The sequence below is a fragment of the Streptomyces sp. NBC_01390 genome, from assembly GCF_045040105.1.
In the GTDB taxonomy this organism is placed as follows: Bacteria; Actinomycetota; Actinomycetes; order Streptomycetales; family Streptomycetaceae; genus Streptomyces.
This window is the reverse complement of sequence record NZ_CP109551.1, coordinates 7,928,411-7,945,679: the sequence shown is the minus strand read 5'-3', so window position 1 is coordinate 7,945,679 and position 17,269 is coordinate 7,928,411. Positions and strand designations below refer to the sequence as shown.

9 protein-coding genes are annotated in these 17,269 nt (G+C 67.8%); 6 read left to right on the top strand and 3 right to left on the bottom strand.

Going from position 1 to position 17,269, the window contains the following annotated elements; all coding sequences use genetic code 11:
- Positions 1-2 precede the first annotated feature (2 nt).
- Complete coding sequence (locus tag OG241_RS35755; RefSeq protein ID WP_405821331.1) at positions 3-7,181, bottom strand: polymorphic toxin-type HINT domain-containing protein; 7,179 nt, start codon at positions 7,179-7,181, stop codon at positions 3-5.
- 519 nt (positions 7,182-7,700) lie between these two features.
- Between OG241_RS35755 and OG241_RS35750 the strand changes: the two genes are divergently transcribed.
- From OG241_RS35750 to OG241_RS35740, 3 genes are all read left to right on the top strand, one after another.
- The gene (locus OG241_RS35750; protein ID WP_405821330.1) at positions 7,701-11,258 is read left to right on the top strand and encodes a DNRLRE domain-containing protein; all 3,558 of its coding nucleotides are present in this window, start codon (positions 7,701-7,703) and stop codon (positions 11,256-11,258) included.
- A gap of 168 nt (positions 11,259-11,426) precedes the next feature.
- Positions 11,427-12,038, top strand: a complete 612-nt coding sequence (locus OG241_RS35745; protein WP_405821328.1) for a Uma2 family endonuclease — start codon at positions 11,427-11,429, stop codon at positions 12,036-12,038.
- A 79-nt stretch (positions 12,039-12,117) separates the two neighbouring features.
- Entirely contained in the window at positions 12,118-12,525 is a 408-nt protein-coding gene (locus OG241_RS35740; RefSeq protein ID WP_405821327.1) for a VOC family protein, read from the top strand.
- Here the strand turns inward: OG241_RS35740 and OG241_RS35735 are convergent.
- A complete protein-coding gene (locus OG241_RS35735) occupies positions 12,520-12,930 on the bottom strand; it encodes a Uma2 family endonuclease (protein ID WP_405826608.1) in 411 nt (136 codons plus the stop codon). The genes OG241_RS35740 and OG241_RS35735 overlap by 6 nt on opposite strands.
- Before the next feature lie 145 nt (positions 12,931-13,075).
- Here OG241_RS35735 and OG241_RS35730 point away from each other — a divergent pair, with 145 nt between their 5' ends.
- From OG241_RS35730 to OG241_RS35720, 3 genes are read left to right on the top strand one after another with little or no spacing between them, the layout of a single operon-like run.
- On the top strand, positions 13,076-13,483 hold the full coding sequence (locus tag OG241_RS35730) for a hypothetical protein (RefSeq protein WP_405821325.1): 408 nt from the start codon (positions 13,076-13,078) through the stop codon (positions 13,481-13,483).
- Between the two features lie 14 nt (positions 13,484-13,497).
- Complete coding sequence (locus OG241_RS35725; RefSeq protein ID WP_405821323.1) at positions 13,498-14,037, top strand: thiol-disulfide oxidoreductase DCC family protein; 540 nt, start codon at positions 13,498-13,500, stop codon at positions 14,035-14,037.
- A 9-nt stretch (positions 14,038-14,046) separates the two neighbouring features.
- Positions 14,047-14,838: a TetR family transcriptional regulator gene (locus OG241_RS35720; RefSeq protein WP_405821321.1), complete on the top strand. Its 792-nt coding sequence runs from the start codon at positions 14,047-14,049 to the stop codon at positions 14,836-14,838.
- Between the two features lie 13 nt (positions 14,839-14,851).
- Here the strand turns inward: OG241_RS35720 and OG241_RS35715 are convergent, their stop codons facing one another.
- Positions 14,852-17,269, bottom strand: coding sequence for an MMPL family transporter (locus tag OG241_RS35715; protein WP_405826607.1), 2,418 nt, complete (start codon positions 17,267-17,269; stop codon positions 14,852-14,854).

Below are 17,269 nucleotides of genomic sequence, written 5' to 3'. Positions count from 1 at the left end.
TCTTACCATCCCACCGGAAGTGGATAAGTGCCGTCAGGATTCATCGGGATATGCGTATCAGCTTTCGAGCCGGGCTTTCCGTCGAGCCCGATCGGCTGGCCATGCTTGTTTGTGAAACGCACATAGCCATCCGGGTACCTTCCGGTCGGATTCATCACGCGAACCATGTCAGCATTTCCGGTAGACCCAGGTTTCTGCCACACACTTCCCTTTCCGGTATCAGCTGTCCGTGCCACCCAGCCATCACCCACTCCAGTGGGACGCTGAGGGCCGATGGCGGGAGTGCATGGTGTCGAATTGTGAACCAGGACCGGCGTGGTACCAGCCAGTACATAGTACGTGTGCAGGTCGTCAACCGTGAGGTTGTAAGTGCGGGCGTACTTGGAGAAGGGGCGGTTTGCGGTGACCGTGACGGTTGAGCCGTCCGGTCTGCGCAGGTGCATGCCGGCCGCGAGGTCTCGCGTTGCCACCCACTGGCCGAGTTCGGGCACCCAGAAGGGATGATCGTGGGTGGCCGTGAGCTTGTTGATGCCGCTGGCCGTGGCGATGGATAGTTCATTGAAGTATTTGTCGGCCTCAGCGATGACGATCAGCCGGGTGACTTTTCTGGGACCGGACTCTCCGGTTTCAGGGTCGGTGGCCTGGACCTCGTCGCCGACCTCGATGTCTTCGATGTCCTTAGTCGTCCCGTCGGCCATAAGGACGTCTGTTCCAGCCAGGAAGCACCTGGCGCAGCCACCGAGCGCCCCCTTGGCCTTACCCGCACTCGCCGTGCCGCCGGTCATCCCCAGACCAGGCTTGTTACCGCCATCAGCTGCGGCCGTGACTGACATGCCAAACCCCATGGCCATATCACGGAAGTTTCGCATCATGCTTGCGGAGCACGATTTCATGGCCCAGCAGACATTCTGCGCCCACCACCCAAGCTGCTCCTCGGCCGCTTCTGGATTAGTCCCGTCTGTCAGATATCCCGGCAGGCTGCCATTGGTAAATCGGATTCCATTTACATACGTGTAGAAGCGTTCGACAAATTCATCCCGCCCCTTCCACTGCTTTGAGATATTGAACCCAGGAAAAATCTCGTCCGGGTTATATTTCCCAACATTCCCGGTATTGCAGTACGAACAAGCCGTCTCACCCTGACGCTGCCCCGTATATCCGGCCCGATCCCCATCGCCAGCGACCGGATAACCATCACCGCAGACGTCACGGAGGCACAGGCCTGACGGGTCGCTGAATGTGATAGGGCTGTTGTTCGAGTACGCATACCCGTTCATCTGGAGCGGGTTCGCGATATCAATAATCGGATCCGCCGACAGGAACCGCCCCGCCCCCTGGTCGTACTCCCGAGCCCCAACATGCGTAAGCCCAGTCGCCGAGTCATCGATCCCGACGCCCAAATAGCTCCGCTTGTCCGGCCAGCTCGTCGGCTTCGGGCCGCGCAGCTCGCCGTACGGCTTGAATGCTCGGCGCGTCACCGGCTGGCCGGCTGTCGTCGCGTCGACCGTTGTGTTCGCCGTGCCCAGGTGGTCGGCCAGCATCACGTTGCGCTTGTGGCCCGTTGTCGCGCCGTTGCTCGTCGTGCGGACGACCGTCGGGGCGCCGGGGTGGGCGTATGCGCGGGACGTGCGGGTGATTGCGCCCGTCGCGTTCGTCGTCACCTCTGTCTCGCCCAGGTACAGGGTCGAGCCCGACGGGGAGTTCTCCAGGAGGCGGTTGCCGGTCGCGTCGTAGACGTATGTCGTTGTCGTGCCGTCGTCCGTGATCGTGGCGGGCTTGTTCTCCCGCGTCCAGATCAGGTTCTGCGTCGTCGCCGAGAGGTCGCGGACCTTCGTGTTGCCCACCGCGTCGTACTGGTAACTGCTGCCCTGGCCCGTCGGGTTGGAGGTGGTCCAGGCCAGGGTGTGCGGCTGCTTGCCCGCCGAGTTGCCGTAGCCGTACTTGAACGTGACGTTCTTCGTCGCGTCCGCCGTGTTGTACTCGGTCATCACGGCGCGGTTGCCCAGCCAGTCGAACGTGAACGACTGGCGGTACGCCGTCGCGCCCGTGGAGACCGTCAGGGAGTCGGGAGCCGTCGCCGTCAGGGTCGACTGCAGTGAGGTGTCAGGAGTCGCCGTGTCCGACAACGTGTCCGGGGCGTCCGCCACCGGGCCCGACGAGGGCGCGTAGTCCGCGCGGTAACCCCACGTCGTACCGTTCGCCGCCTTGCAGCTCTTGCCGTCGACCGGTGCGATGTTCGACGTCCAGGCGTTGACCAGCTCGCCCATCACGTCGTACGTGAAGCACTGCGTGTCCCAGGGCGGGGCGGCCGAACCGTCCGTCAGCTGGCGGGAGTTGGACGTGATCATCCCGGACTGGTCGTACGAGTAGTAGCTGTCCGTGATGCGGTGCGGGTCCGCCGTCTCGCGGTCCGCGACCGTGCGCTGGAGTCGGCCCGTGGAGGGGTCGATGAAGTTCGTCGTCCAGACGCGGTAGGGCTGCGAACCGGACACCGTGCGCAGGGGCTCGCCGTACGGGGAGTAGGTGACGTCCGCCGTGTACCAGGTCTGGCCTGAGGTCGATTCCGGGAGACCATCGCTGTTGTACCGGGTGACGACCTTTTCCTTCGGCAGGCCGCCGACCGCCGGCAGCGTGACCGACAGGGGCTTTCCGGTCGGGGTGTACGTGTATCCGTAGGCGTAGGTGCCGGAGAGGCCCGCGGTCGCCGGGCCCGCCGCCGGGATCACCGTCTCGGTGCCCGTGGGGCGGTACTCCGTGTCATAGCCCGTGACGCGGTTGGTGTAGTCGCCCTGCGGCGTGTTCCGGACCGACGCGACCGGCTGGCCCAGCGCGCCGGGCAGGCTGTCGTACGTGAACGACTTCACCGGCGCGGCGGTCGCCGAGCCCTCTCGGACGTAGGTGACACGGCCGAGGACGTCGTACTCCGTGAACGTCGTCCGGTTCTCCGCGTCCGTCACCTTGTTCGGGCGGTCCGCGTCGTCGAACCAGGTGTCCGTCCTGCCGACGTCCGGGTCGGTGGTCGACTTCACCCGGCCACGCGCGTCGTACACGTACGTCCAGAGGTTGCCCGCCGGGTCCTTGACCTCGGTGCGGTAGCCGCGGGCGTCGTAGGTGTACGTCGTCGTGCGGCCCGCCTCCGGGCCGGCCGCGTCCTTGTAGTGGCGGATCGACGTGACGCGGCCGAGGGCATCGGTTTCGGTGCGCGTCCGGGGGGTGGTCGCGCCGGCCGGGTCCACATAGGTGCTCGTGTCGCCGTAGCTCGTGGACGTCGTGTACTTGTACTGGCCCGCGTGGAACGTCAACTCGTTGTAGGGGCGTTCCAGTCCGTCGTAGCGGAACTTGACCTTGCTCGGGATCAGGGTCTCGGACCTGGGCAGGAAGAGCTCGGTGGCCGGCTCGCCCTGTGCCAGATAGGCGCCCTTCTGCTCGTCCACCAGGCCGTGGTCGTCGTATGTCGTGTCGGTGACGATGCGGCCGGGGCCGTGCGCCTCCGACTGGGTCTGCACCTGACGCAACAGGCCGTCGTAGAGGGTGACTTGCTTGCTGTAGGTGCCGTCGTCCCTGAGTGTGCTGGTGGTGACGGCGGCGGGGCGGGTCACCTTGCCCGTGGCGATCGCCTGCTCATAGTCGATCACCACGTCCGCCTTGCCGCCCGCCGAACGGGACGGGGACCAGCCCTTCACCAGGCGGCCGAGGGCGTCGTACTCGTTGCGCGTGACGCGGTTGTTGGCGTCGGTGACCGTCAGCGCCAGGCTCCGGCCCGGGTCGAAGGTCGTGGTGACGGCGTGGCTCTTGGCGTTGGTCGTCTTCACGGAGGTGACGGGGCCGCCCTCGTCACCGGGCGTGTACTCCGTCGTCGTCGTGCCCGCCGCCGGCTTCGTGACCGTACGGATGCGGCCCAGCGGGTCGTACGTCGTCCTCGCGGCTACCACGTCCGAGGTTCCGGTGCCGTCAATGCCGGTGACTGTCGTGACCAGGCCCCTCGACGGGATCTCGATACCGGCTGTGCTTCCGTCGTAGCTGTTGGTCACCGACTTGATGAGCTTGGTCGCCGGGTCGGCCGCCGCGTACCCCGCGCACGAAGTACCCGTGCTGCGCTGCGACTTGGGCAGACCGATCAGCCATATGACGGGGTTGTGGACGTACGTCGTCACCGTGCACGTCTGGTCGGAGAGGGTCTCGGCGGTGCCGTTCGGCTTGACCACCGCCGTCTCCACCTGGATCGGCAGGCCGTACGTGTCGTCGACCGATGTCAGTGTGCGGACGGCCTGCCAGCTCTTGTCGACGGTCTGGATCTCGTCCGTACGTCTGACTCCGCTGCGGTGGGCCAGGAGCGGGTCCAGGTCCGAGCCGTCCTCGGCCTCCCTCGGGCGGGACGCGGTCTGCTGCGACCAGGGGAAGTTCAGGGTGCGCTTCTGGACCTTTTCGCCGGAGTCGAGGTAGGTGATCGTCTCCGCCGTCATGCCCGCGTACTGCGGATCGTCGTTCGCGAGGAGCGTGTACTCGTCCTCCGAGTCCTTGACCTGGCCTCCGACGCCCAAGAAGTAGCGGGTCTTGGAGTACGACTGGGCCGGCAGGATTCCGATCTTGCTGGTGTTGGGGCCGCCCTTCGTCACCGCCACCTCGCGGTAGCCGCGCCAGTCGCTGAACGTGCGCAGGGACGGGCGGGTGAACTCGTCGTCGCTCTTGGACCAGGCCGGGCCCGTGTACGTGTACTCGGTGTGGATGTCCTGGCCGTGCGAGGTGACCTTGTCCCGCTCCGTGACGGAGGCGACGACGTACTTGTTGAACCACTCCTTCGCGGGGGTCTCGTCGTCGCCGTCCGGGGACCAGCGGACCGGGTAACAGGTGCCGTTGTTACGGCCGTTGTCCGTGGCCGGTGCGCTGGCGCAGCCGCCCGTGTACTCGACCTCGACGTCGCCGCCGCTCTCGGTGGACACCGTGCCGATGCGGGGGCGGGTGAAGCCGGGGCGCTGGTCACTTGGACCGGTGCGGACCAGGTTCGGGAGCTGTTTATCGCTCAGGCGCACCCTCAGCGGGGATTTCGAACCCACTTTGTACTCGGTGAAGCTGACGCCGTCCGTACTCTGGACGGTGCCGGTGCTGTCCCCGGGGGCGAAGCCGACGCGAGTGATCGAGTTCAGCCAGAGGCTGGGGGCCGTGTCGTACCAGTCCTTCGGGAAGGACTGGTTGAGGGTGTACCTGTCGACGTTGCCCAGGCCTGTCCGGCCGGCCCGGGCCCCCTTCGTCGTGATCGTGTCCAGGCGCATCTGCGTCCAGAAGGACGGGAAGGCGGGGCACAACTTCGACGTGGACTTGCAGTTGAGGTTGCCGGGCGTGTCCCACCAGAGCTGGTACGCGCCCGGGTCGTCGGTCTTGGCGAAGTTGGTGTCCGCACACGCCGTCACCGACTCCAGGCAACGCTGTTCGGTGCCGAACTCGACCGTCGCCGACGGCTTCGTCAGGTCCGCTCGCATGCCGTACTCGATGGTCGTCGGGTAGGCGAAGCGGTCGTACTGCTCCGGCGCCGTGAACTTCTTCTTCACGGCGTAGTGGTTCTTCTCCTGCTTCCAGCTGATGACGAGGGCGTTGCCGTGTACGTCGACGACCTTGTCCAAGCCCCAGCGCCATGCCTGCTGCTTGCCCGTGCCGCAGCGGGAGTTGGCGAAGGAGGTGTCGTTGCAGGGTTCGCCCGGGTGGTTGCCGAAGACGGGGACGGTGGAGACGGAGTCGGTGTCGGCGTGACCGCCGCCCACCTTGTTGAGGCCGTAGTAGTACTTGGTGCCGTCGGCGGTGGTGACGATCCAGTACTCGCCGTTGTCGTCCCTGTTCGTGCCGGACGTGACGCGGTGCTCGACCCGGGTGCCGTCGTCCTGCTCGGGACGGTAGATCTCGGTGTCGGTCTCCGGCTTGCTGCCGGCGGGCGCGTCCCGTACGAGTTCGGTGGTCTTGCCCGCGAGCGACATCACCGCGTTGTACGACACCCAGCACAGGTCGGACGTCTTGTCCTTCGCGGCCTTGTTGTTGGGGGTGCCGGACTTGAGCGTCTTGCGGTCGTCCTGGCAGCTTCGGTACCGGCGCTCGATGTGTCCGGGGTCGTAGTCCCAGCCCTCGCCGATCCAGGACACCTGGGGCGAGGAGACCGCCGTACGGCCGTCCACCGTCTGCGAGTTGTACCCGAGGGAGATGTTCGGGGCCGGGCCCGCGGGCGCCGCCGGGACGGTCAGCGGGTAGGACCAGGTGAAGGCGCCCGAGGAACCGCCGGCCGCCCATTTGCCGCCGGACGTTAGAGGGGTCGCTTTGAACGAACCGCCGTTGCCCTGGCCGGAGTCGAGCATGCCCACGGCGGCGCGGTCGCCGGAGGCCGCTACAGCGGTCCCAGCGGTGGCGGGCGAACTGCGGTAGGAAACCCGGGCTATTGACGGGCCGTCAGAAGTGGATTCCGATGTCGCCGAGGCCGGGGTGACCGTCCCGTCGGCCGCCGGGTCGACGACCGCCGTCACCGACTGGGTCGTCGTGTCGTTCGTGGTCTCCAGTTCCACGTACTGCTGGCACGCCTCGACCAGGGGGGTGTCGAGGTAGCACTCGGGGAACTGCACGAACGTGAGACGGGACGCCCAGTCGGCTCCGTAGACGCTCTTGAACTTCGCGTAGTCGACCTTGACCGAGATCGGGACAGCTCCGGTCGCCGGGGCCTGGAGACCCACGACCGCGCCGTCCACGCCCTGCGCGACCGCATCGGTACGGCCGTAGACCCTGACGTCCCAGGTGCCCGTGGGGGCAGCCCGGTCGGGAGCCTGACCGAGGCTGACGGGAAGGGTGCCGGCCGGTTTCGGGTCCGCCACCTGCTGGGCGGTGGCGCCGGTGCGGACGGCGGCCGTTGTCGCGCTCGCGGTGGAGCCGAAGTTGACGCTTCCGGTGCCCACCGGCGTCGTGGTCGTGTTCGGCGGGGGCTGCACCCGGTTGGGGGGCACCACAGCCTTGAGGCTCTCCACGTTCTTCTCTTCGATCTGGCCCGGGATGGGCACTTCCGGATCGAGCGTCTCGAGCTTGAGGGTGTCCTCGCGGCCCTGTTCGGCCGCGGCGGGGTCGGGCGGTACCGCGAACGCCTGCACGGGCAGGAGACCTACCAGCAGGGCCGCGCCGACAGTGGGCACAACAGCCGTACGCAGACGCGACATACGACGACTGCGGGCATGCGAAAAGCGACCGAACACGGTGAGGTCCCCCCGGACCGCTTGGTGCGGGACCAGGATCGGACCACACGTGAGGCTTAGCAGATGCCGGAGATTCTGTGATGGATCTGTGGCGTTTCGCTAGATCACCTGTGCGGATGTGATGATCGACACGGTACGTAACATCTTGTAGCGGTTGGTGACAGGCGGAGCCCGACCTATCCGAGGTAACGGAAGCTGCCACCTCTTTGCGATTTACCACATGATTCTTAACTTCCCCTTATAAATGCCACGCAGATCAGGGGAATTGGAGCCGTTTTACGGCAATTTGGTGTCCTGGGAGTCACTTCACGGGACAGTGCTCGGTGGGCGAGCCACTCCCTCATACGCACACGGTGCCCCGTCCGCTCAATCGCCGCCCGCATGCGCGAAGCGTGACGACAGCCGACTCTTGAGCCATCATCGGCGAGCCCGGTCACGCCTTGTCGCGCGCCCGGTTCCAAGGGGGGAAGGGGAACTCGCCCGATGACGCGCACCACGCGCAACCGGTCTCGCATGCCCGGAAGCCGGACCACCGCCGCCGTACTTACCGCGGCTCTCGCCGCGACGGGCATCGTCTTCGTCAGCCTTGGCCTGGACGACGCTGACTCGGGGCCGAGTTCCGGCGACGGCGCCGCCGAGAGTCGACGCGCTCAGCCGGTCACCGAGGCGGTCGCCGTCGCGCGTGCCGCGAAGACGGGGAAGCCCGTCGAGGTCACCGCGGAGCGGACCGCCCGTTCCACCACCTGGGCGCGGCCCGGCGGTGGCATGGAGAAGAAGCTGTACGCGATGCCGATCCGGGCCAAGGTGGGCGGCGAGTGGAAGGACATCGACTACGACCTGCGCCGGACCAGCGCGGGCTGGGAACCCGCCGCCACCAACACGCGGATCGTGTTCTCGGCCGGTTCGAGCGAGTCGTCCCGCTCCAGCGGATCCTCCGCGTCCACGGCGTCCACCGCGTCCGTCGAGCGCGCCTCCCGCGCCACCGCCGTCCGCCGTGTCTCCCTCCTCAAGGGCACCGTCGCCGGCGCGGCCCTGGCCGCAGATACGACGCCAACTCCCCTCGTCACCCTCACTGTTGACGGCTACGACATCCAACTCACCTGGCCCGGCCCGGTACCCGCCCCGATCATCGACGGCTCCCGCGCGCTGTACCCGGAGATCTTCCCCGGCGCCGACCTCGTCCTCACCGCCGACGACGACGGCTTCGCCCAGCTCGTGGTTCTCAAGAACCGGCAGGCCGCCGCCGATCCCCACGTCCAGCAGCTCACGTACGGCATCTCCGCACCCGAACTGAACTTCCGGCTCAACCCGGTGACCGGCATCCTGTCCGCCGAGACGGCGTACGGCGATGAAGTAGCCACGTCGCCCACCCCACTGATGTGGGACAGCAGCGGCGTCCCTGCGGTGACGGACGGCGGAGTGGGAGCCAGCGCGCAGCCCACCGAGCCCGAGTCACCGGTACCCACCGACATACCCGTACCCGACCCCACGCCCAGCGACAGCACCAGCCCGGCCGACGACGAGCCGATCGAGACGGACGAGCAGGTCGACACGGAGCCGGAGGACCTGCCGTCCGCCTCCGACGGCCCCGCGCCGACCGTGTCCGCGTCCCCGCCGCCGTCCGCACCCCCCGAGCCGACGCCCGCACCCTCACAGACCGGTTCGGCCGCCACCCTCAGTCTGCCCTCCCTCGACGGGCCATCCCCCGACACGCGCGGCGAGATCGTCAAGTCCGGTCTGGCCGGGTCCAATTGGCTGCTCACTCCCGACCAGGGCTTCCTCGCCGACCCGGCCACCATCTACCCGGTCTTCGTCGACCCCTCGGTGAAAAAGAAGGTCCAGACCTGGACCACGGCCTACAGCCGCCACCCCAACGCGACCTTCTACAACGGCAAGGGCTTCAACAAGGGTGGTACGCACGAGGCGCGCGTCGGCTTCGAGTCGGACACCTGGGGCACCTCACGCTCGTACTTCAACATCGAGTTCGACAAGGCCCTCAAGGGCACGAAGATCAAGAGCGCGAAGCTGTACATGCTGGAGACGTACTCCTGGTCCTGCAGCGCCCGCTCGATGAGCGTGCACCTCACCGGACCGGTCGACGCGCACACCAACTGGAAGAACGCGCCGAGGCTGCACGACGGCAACAAGTACGCGGTCAAGGGCTTCGCCCACGGCTACAACTCCGGCTGCCGTGACGCCTACGAGTCGTTCGATCTGCGCGCCGCCGCGCAGAAGCGGGCCGACGAGGGCGCCGCCTCGATCACCTTCGGCATGCGGGCGAGCGACGAGGACTCCCAGTACGCGTGGAAGAAGTTCCAGGCCACCGGCGACTTCCCGCCCTACCTGGACGTGGAGTACAACCGCAGGCCCACCGCACCCGACTCCCTCGACCTCGGCCCCGACGCCAAGTGCACCACCACCGCGCCCTACGTCCGGATTGGCGCCGGGGGCATCACCTTCAGCGCCCACGCGTCCGACCCGGACAGCAACCTCGACTTCCTGGACTTCGACCTCTGGCAGCACGGGAAGTGGAAGGACACCGGGGACCTGCTGGGTACTACGGGCACAGTCCCCGTCGGCCGAGACAGGGGCTCGGCGCTGGTCACCACCAACGCGTTCGCCACCAGCAAGCTGATCAACGGTGGCCTCTACTCCTGGCGGGTACGGGCCTTCGACGACGCCGGAAGCTCCTCCGTCTTCTCACCCCTCAAGACACCGTGCCGGTTCGTGCTCGACCTGTCGGCGCCCAAGCCTCCGCGGGTCAGCTCCGACGACTTCCCGAACGCCGACCGCAAGGACAACGGCCTCGGCCACGACGGCGAGGACGCGAACTGGAGCAAGAAGAAGTTCGGCACACCCGGGATCTTCGTCGCGCGCGCCCTCGACAAGGACGTGGTGCGCTACGAGTGGGGCTTCAACTCCCCCAACTACGCCTTCGGTATGGACCGGACGGTCAACACCGACGTACTCGTCAGCGTGGGCATCCGAGACGCCAAACCCCCGTCCGCCGGCCCGAACGTGCTGTACGTCCGCGTCATCGACCAGGCAGGCAACGTCTCGCAGCCGACCAAGTACTTCTTCTACGTCACCCCACGCGACCAGGCCGACTCACCCGGCGACTTCACCGGCGACAAACTCGCCGACATGATGGTCGTCACCGCGGCCGGCAACCTGGGCCTCTACTCCTCCCGGACCGACGTCAAGGACCTGACCAAGGAGACCGGCGACCTCAACGAGTACTCGATGCCGGGCGCCTACCGGGCAAACCCGGAGCGGGACCCCAACGGCGACGACGGCAAACCGCTCTACGCCTCTCCGCCGAAGGAGCACTTCAAGGGCGCGCTGATCACGCACAACGGTGACATCTACGGGGGCGACGGCCTCCAGGACCTCGTCGTCCGCCTGGGCCAGCGGCTGTGGGTCTATCCCGGGGACGGATACGGCGCCGTCAACTACGACAAGCGCGTCGAGATCCTGCTGCCCGACGGTGCACCCGCCCCCTCGACGCTCACCCAGATCATGTCCGCGGGCGATGCCACCGGAGACGGCCGGACCGACTTCTTCGCCACCGTCGGCGACGCGCTGTGGGTCTTCACCGGCTACCACGGGGCGACCATCGACCAGGCCACCCAGCTCTGGCCCTCCGGCTGGACCGGCCGTGACCTCGTCACCATCCAGGACGTCACCGGCGACGGTGTGACGGACATCGTCTTCCGGGAGGACGCCAGCGCCAAGTTGCGACTCCGCACAGGCATCGCCGCGAGCGGCGGCGGAGTCGACATGACCTCGCTGGCCAGCGGTGGCGGCTCTTCCGGCGGCACCGACACCGAATACGCCCCCGCAGGCTGGGACAACGCCAGCATGCTCCACGTGCTCGGCACCCCGGACGTCAACGGCGACGGCATCCCCGACCTCTGGGCCATCCGCGCGGACGGCTCGGTCCGCTTCTACGCCGGCGGCAAGGCAACGGTGGTAGCGGGCTCCGGGCGGGAGGTCCTCCCCGCGAGGGACTACTGGAAGAACCGCATCGCCGTCGGCTGACCGGATCGGTCGAGGTGGTTCGAGTACGTCGTCGGGGCCCCGTTTCCGCTGGGAACGGGGTCCCCGGGCGTGCCGGGTACACGATCGGGTGAGGTGGTGTGAAGGGGACACGCCTGTTCCTCCCGGCCTACGATGATGGCCTCGACACCAGCCCACAGGAGGCACGTGATGTCCGCAGCACCTGTCGAGCGGGGGCACGGCGAGCAGCCGCTGATCGCGGAAGCAGATCGCATCATGGAGCGTCTTCCGGGTCGCCGCGTCGAGATCATCGGAGGCCAGATCCTCGTGACGCCATCCCCGGACGTCGCACATTCAAGGGCCCTGAAGAAGGTGACGGGTCCACTCACGGCCGCCGGCCTCGACGACCTCGAGACCGAAATCCACCAAGGCGTGGGAGTCTGGCTGCCGAGCGGCCCCGAGGACTACGCGATCCCTGACCTGTGCGTCGTCGAATCGGACATCGACGAATACCTCATCGCGAACAACAGTTACGACCCCGCGGTCTTCCGCCTCGTCCTGGAAGTCACCTCCAGCAACTGGAAGACCGACCTGCAGACCAAGGTCTCCGCATACGCCGAAGCCAGGATCCCCGTCTACGTGATCGTCGACCGCAAACACCAGCGCCTCCACGTCCTCACTGACCCCGCCGAGAACGACTACACCACCCACCGCATCCACGCCCCCGGCGAGATCGTCACCCTCCCCGAGTCGATCGGTGCCAAGGTCAGCCTTGATGTCGCGGAGATCCTGGAAGCCGGGCAGCCGACGCGGACTCCCTGATCGGCAGCCCTGTTCACCGCCCCCCGTTCGCCTCACACGCCTCCCCGGATTCCGTCGACCATCCCCTTACCCTGACGCCATGTCAGATGACGAGTCGTACGAACTGCTCGGGTTCGACAACGTGCTGCTGCCTGTCGGGGATCTCGGGGAGGCGGTCGACTTCTACGAGCGGGCCGGGTTCGGTGTCAACGCTCGGCTCGACGAGGCCGGGATCGCCGTACTGAAGGTCGGCGCGGAGACCCCCGGCCTGCTGCTGCGTGTCGAGGAGGCGCTCGGGCACCGGTCGCCCCCGTGGGCCTCGCCCCGGATCTGGCTGGAGGTGCCGGACGCCAAGGCCGCGTTCCGCGCCATGTCGGCGGCCGGTATCACCCCGCTCGACGCCCCGCTCTCCGTCGCCACGGGCTGGACCGTCGAGATCGCCGATCCGTGGGGGAACGTCATCGGGTTCACGGACTACAGGAAGCGGCCGGAGCTGGCTCGGTCATGAACCCGGGCGACGGTTGATCGCCGTCAGGTCGATGTCGATCCCGAAGGGCGCGGTGACCTTGAGGCTGTCCCGGAAGATGCCGGTGATCACGTACCTCTTCGTGGCCGGGTCGCGCTCGTAGACGTACGCAATCAGGCCCTGCTCGCCGTCCTCCTCGACCCGCCAGAAGTGCGGCACTCCGGCTGCCGCGTACTTGCGGGGCTTGACCTCGCGGTCGCGTTCCAGTGTGTCGGCGGCGACGACCTCGACGGCCAGGAGCATGTCCTCCCGCTCGTACCAGGTCTGGTGCGGGCCTGTGTTCGCGGTTTCCGGTACGACGTTGACGTCCGGTTCGGGGCGGTTACGGGCGTCCAGCTTCACGCTCATCTGCCGTAGGACATCCAGGTCGGCCGGGGCCTGTTCCAGGAGGGTCCGCTCAAGCAGGCGCAGCCCAGCCCGGTTACTACTTGAACGCGTTCAAAAACAGGTCTACAGTCATCCCCGTAAGCGCTTTTGAACGCGTTCAAGTCGTTCAGATCGCTCAAGGGACACGGGGACAAGGACGAAGAACATGGACCTCACAGTCGTCGCATACGTCATCTACCTGCTGGTCAGCGTCGCGTTGACCGTCTGGGTGGCCCGCACCCTCAGTAGCAACGGGCGGGTCTTTCTCGCCGATGTGCTGCGTGGGAACGAGAAGCTCGCCGATGCCGTCAACCATCTGCTCGTCGTCGGCTTCTATCTCGTCAACCTCGGGTTCGTCGCCCTCTATCTGAGCGGGGACGGGGACATCGGCAGCACCCGGGAGGTGTTCGAGGCGCTCTCCACCAAGCTCGGGGTCGTGCTGCTGGTGCTCGGTGTCATGCACCTCGCCAACGTGTTCGTCCTCAGCAGGATCCGGCGGCGGGGTGTCATGGAGCGGGAGCAGGTGCCGCCCGTCGCACCGCAGGGCTGGGTCGCCCCCGCTGCCGGGGCGTGAGCACGATGAGCCACATGAACGCGGTGGGGTCGGGGGACACCACCGCCCGAGCGGACCGGGATGCCACGGGGGGCGTCCCGGTCCGCCGGCTCACCGTCCTGTACGACGCCGAATGCTCGCTGTGCACCTTCGTGCGCGGCTGGCTCGTACGGCAGCCTCAACTGGTGCCGCTCGAGCTGGTGCCGGCGGGGTCGGAGCAGGCGCGGGGGCTCTTCCCCGGCCTCGATCACGCCGCCACCCTCGACGACATCACCGTCGTCGGGGACTCCGGGCAGGTCTATCGCGGCACCGGTGCCTGGGTCGTCGTGCTGTGGGCATTGCGTGAGTACCGGCCGCTCGCCCATCGGTTCGCCACCCCGGCCGGGGCCCGGCTCGCCAAGGGTGCCGTGCTCGCCGCCGCCAAGTGGCGCGGGAGTCAGTGGGGTACCGAGAGGGGTGGGCGTCCCGTGTACCGGCGGCCGGACGGGTGGTCGTACGATCCGCGCTTCGGGTGGTTCCACACGCCGCCCGGGACCCAGCCCGGCTGTGACAGCGGCGCCTGTTCCACTGGTTAGGCTCCTTCCGTGTCAGCAGCGAAAGACAGCCCCGAGCCGCCCGAGTCAGCCGCGTCAGCCGAGTCGTCACGATCCTCCGCGTCCTCCTCGCGTACTCCCGCCAAGAGTGAGCAGACCCGTGCGCTGATCCTGGAGACGGCCATGCGGTTGTTCAAGGAGCGTGGGTACGAGAAGACGACCATGCGGGCCATCGCGCAGGAGGCCGGGGTCTCCGTCGGCAACGCGTACTACTACTTCGCCGGCAAGGAGCACCTGATCCAGGGCTTCTACGACCAGCTCGCCCGCGAGTACCAAGTGGCCGCGCGCGAAGTCCTGGACCGGGAGACGGAGTTGGAGGCCCGGCTGGCCGGGGTGCACCGGGCGTGGCTCGATGTGGCCGCCCCCTACCACGAGTTCGCCGTGCAGTTCTTCAAGACCGCCGCCGACCCGAACAGCCCGCTCAGCCCCTTCTCCGCCGAGTCGGAACACGCGCGCACGCAGGCCATCGACGTACACCGGGAAGTGCTCGCCGGGTCGAAGGCGAAGGTGCCCGAGGAACTCCGGGACGTTCTGCCCGAGTTGATGTGGCTGTCCATGATGGGCCTGGTCATGTACTGGATCTACGACCGTTCGGAGGGCCGTGAGCGCACCTACCGGCTCGCCGGGCGCGGCGCCCGGCTGACCTCGCGAGGAGTGTCCCTGGCCCGTTTCCGGGTGCTGCGCCCGCTGGTCCGCGAGGTCCACGACCTGTTCACCGACTTCCTTCCCGGAATGACCAACGCCCTTCCCGAGGAACCCGGGAAGGGCGAACAGGTCAAGTAGGCGGCAGGTGACGTCAGTTCACCGCGTCCGCCGCCTCATCCGACGCTTCCGTCAGCTCCACGTCGTACACCAGCGGGCCGTCTCCCACCGTCACCTGTCGTGCCCGTGCGCCGTACGAGGCCGCTGTCGCCGCCAGCAGGTAGGCGCCCGGGGCCGGGACGGCGAGGATGTACGAGCCGTCCGCCAGGGAGGTGACCCGGTCCAGTTGGCGTCCGCCCTTGGCGAGGAGGGCCACCGATGCGTCCTCGACCGGTGCTCCCTCCGCGTCGCGGACGTAACCGTGGATCACCGAGGCGTTGGCCGCCGGCCGGGCGGGTTCCGCCGTCTCGGGCTCCTCCTTCGGTTCCACCGCCAGATGCGGCAGGCGCTTCTCCAGGCGGGCCGGCAGCCACCAGTTGGAGTTGCCGAGCAGGTGCATCGCGGCCGGCACCAGGGCCGTACGGAGGATGAACGCGTCCAGCGCCACCGCCGCCGCGAGGCCGATGCCCGCCATCGCGCCCTCCATGTCGCCGCTCAGGACGAAGGCCGAGAAGACGCAGATCATGATCAGGGCCGCGCAGTTGATGACCCGGCTGGTCTCCGCGAGGCCGACGCGGACCGCGCGCGCGTTGTCCTTCGTGTGGACCCATTCCTCGTGCATCCGGCTCACCAGGAACACCTGGTAGTCCATGGAAAGGCCGAAGAGGAGGGACAGCATGATGACCGGGAGGAACGCCGTGATCGGGCCCTCCTTGCCGATGCCGAGCAGTTCCGTGCCCCAGCCCCACTGGAAGATCGCGACCAGTACGCCGAAGGAGGCCGCCGCCGCGATCAGGTTCATCAGCGCGGCGGTCAGGGGGACCACCAGCGAGCGGAACGCCACCATCAGCAGCAGGAAGCCCAGCGAGATGATCGCCGCCACGAAGTAGGGCAGGCGGTCGCCCGTCACCGCCGCGAAGTCCTTGAAGATCGCCGTCACCCCGCCGACGTGGGCTTCGGCCCCGGAGGCCGGGATGACCTCGTCGCGCAGGCGGTCGATCAGCTGGTCCGTCTGTTCCGACTGGGGTGATGTCGTCGGGACGACCTGGATGACCGTGATCCCCTGGGACGGGGGTGCCGCCCCTGCCTGCGCGACGCCCTCGGTCGTACGGATCGTCGAGACGAGCGCGTTCGCGTCACCCTTGGCGACCACCACCTGGAGCGGGCCGTTGAAGCCGGGGCCGAAGCCCTCCGCGAGCAGGTCGTACGCCTGGCGGGTGGTCGTCGACTCCTTGTGATTGCCCTGGTCGGTCGCGCCGAGACGGATGGACAGGACCGGGAACGCCAGGATCAGCATCGCCACCAGAGCCATCGCCGCCGTCGAGCGCGGACGCCTTTCGACGTACGAGGACCAGCGCGCCGCGAGCCCGCTCGCCTCGGCTGGTTCCGGTCCCGTCGCGGCCAGCTTGCGGCGCTGGCGACGGCTCAGGACGCGTATGCCGAGGAGGCCGAGGAGTGCTGGGAGGAGGGTCGTCGCGGCGAGGACACTGAGGACGACCGTGAGGGAGGTCGCGATGACCACGCCGTCCAGGAAGCGCATGTTCATCACCAGCATGCCGGCGAGCGCGATGCACACCGTGCCGCCCGCGAACAGGACTGCCCGGCCCGAGGTGTTGAGCGCCGTCACCGCCGCCTCCTCCGGCTTCAGACCGCGCAGGATGCCCCGGCGGTGCCGGGTGACGATGAACAGCGCGTAGTCGATGCCGACGCCCAGGCCGATCAACGAGCCCAGCAGCGGGGCGACTTCGGGGACGGCGGTGACATGGCTGAGGAGTGCGGTGGCCATCAGGCCGGTGCCGAGGGCGGCGATGGCGACGACGAGCGGCAGCAGCATCGCGAAGAGGGAGCCGAAGGCGAGGAACAGGACGACGGCCGCGGCCAGGATGCCCACCATCTCAGCGATGCCGGTGGGCGGCTCCTGTGTCCTGGTGATCGCCTGGCCGCCCAACTCGACCTGGAGTCCGTCGCGTTCGGCGGCCTGGGCGGTGTCGACGACGTCCTCGACCGTCGCCTTGGGCACCCCGTTCGCCTGCTCGGTGAAGGTGATCTGGGCGTAGGCGATGCGCCCGTTCTCGCTGATCTGGGCCGCGCCCCCGGAGGCGTACGGGCTGGTGACCTCGCCGACCCCCGGCATCTTCGCTATCTCCGCCAGCTTCGGCTCGATCCGGGACCGTACCGAATCGTCCCGTACCGTTCCGTCGTCGACCTTCCACACGACCGTGTCCGTGTCGCCCGCCGACTGCGGGAAGGCCTTCTCCATCAGGTCGTACGCCCGCGTGGAGTCCGTGTTCGGGAGGGAGAAGGTATCCGCGTAGTCCGTGCCTGCGGCGGAGCCCGCGAAGCCCAGTCCGAACACGGCCCCCACCCATAGCAACAGGACCACCAGCCGGTGCCGATAGCACCACCGCGCCAA